1 protein-coding gene is annotated in these 636 nt (G+C 45.3%); it reads right to left on the reverse strand.

From position 1 onward, the window contains the following. A partial coding sequence (locus JMW90_RS13545) for an IS5 family transposase (protein ID WP_201564765.1) occupies positions 1-636 on the reverse strand: 636 nt, incomplete at both ends.

A 636-nucleotide genomic window follows, 5' to 3' on the forward strand; every position in this document is an offset into this window, starting at 1 on the left:
ATAAAGACACAGGCTAGAATCACGGCAGCCTCATAGCTGGCTTTAAGTTTATCATAGCGTGTAGCAACACCTCTGAAGTGTTTTAACCTAGCAAAGGCGTTTTCTACCAAGTGGCGACAGCGATATAAGTACCAATTCAGCGCATTGTTGTTGCTTTTTGAATTTGACTTAACGGGTATTACTGACTCAGCACAATGCTCAAAGATACACTCTCTTATGTCGCTACTGTCATAGCCTCTGTCTGCTACAACCGCCTTAGTCTCTTTTTTGATGGTACTTTTAATTAAAGCGTTGGCCATTTTAGAATCGTGTACTTGGCCTCCTGTCAGCTCCACATGAACAGGGTTACCACAAGCATCAACTATGAGATGTAACTTGCTGCTATTGCCAGCAACGCTGATGCCGATGGCTTCATCACGACAACTGGCAGCGCCTGTACTGTGTTGATGCGCTTTTACTACGCTACCATCTATAAATAACCATTCACTATCGTAGTCCGCTGTTACTATTGACATCAGTTGCTGCCATTTACCGGTTTTACGCCAATAGCGATATTGATGGTATACGGTAGACCACTTGCCAAAGCAGGGCGGTAGGTCGCGCCATGGACAGCCAACACGGATACGGTACAACACG

It is taken from the genome of Psychrobacter glacincola (assembly GCF_904846215.1).
Taxonomy (GTDB): Bacteria; Pseudomonadota; Gammaproteobacteria; order Pseudomonadales; family Moraxellaceae; genus Psychrobacter; species Psychrobacter glacincola.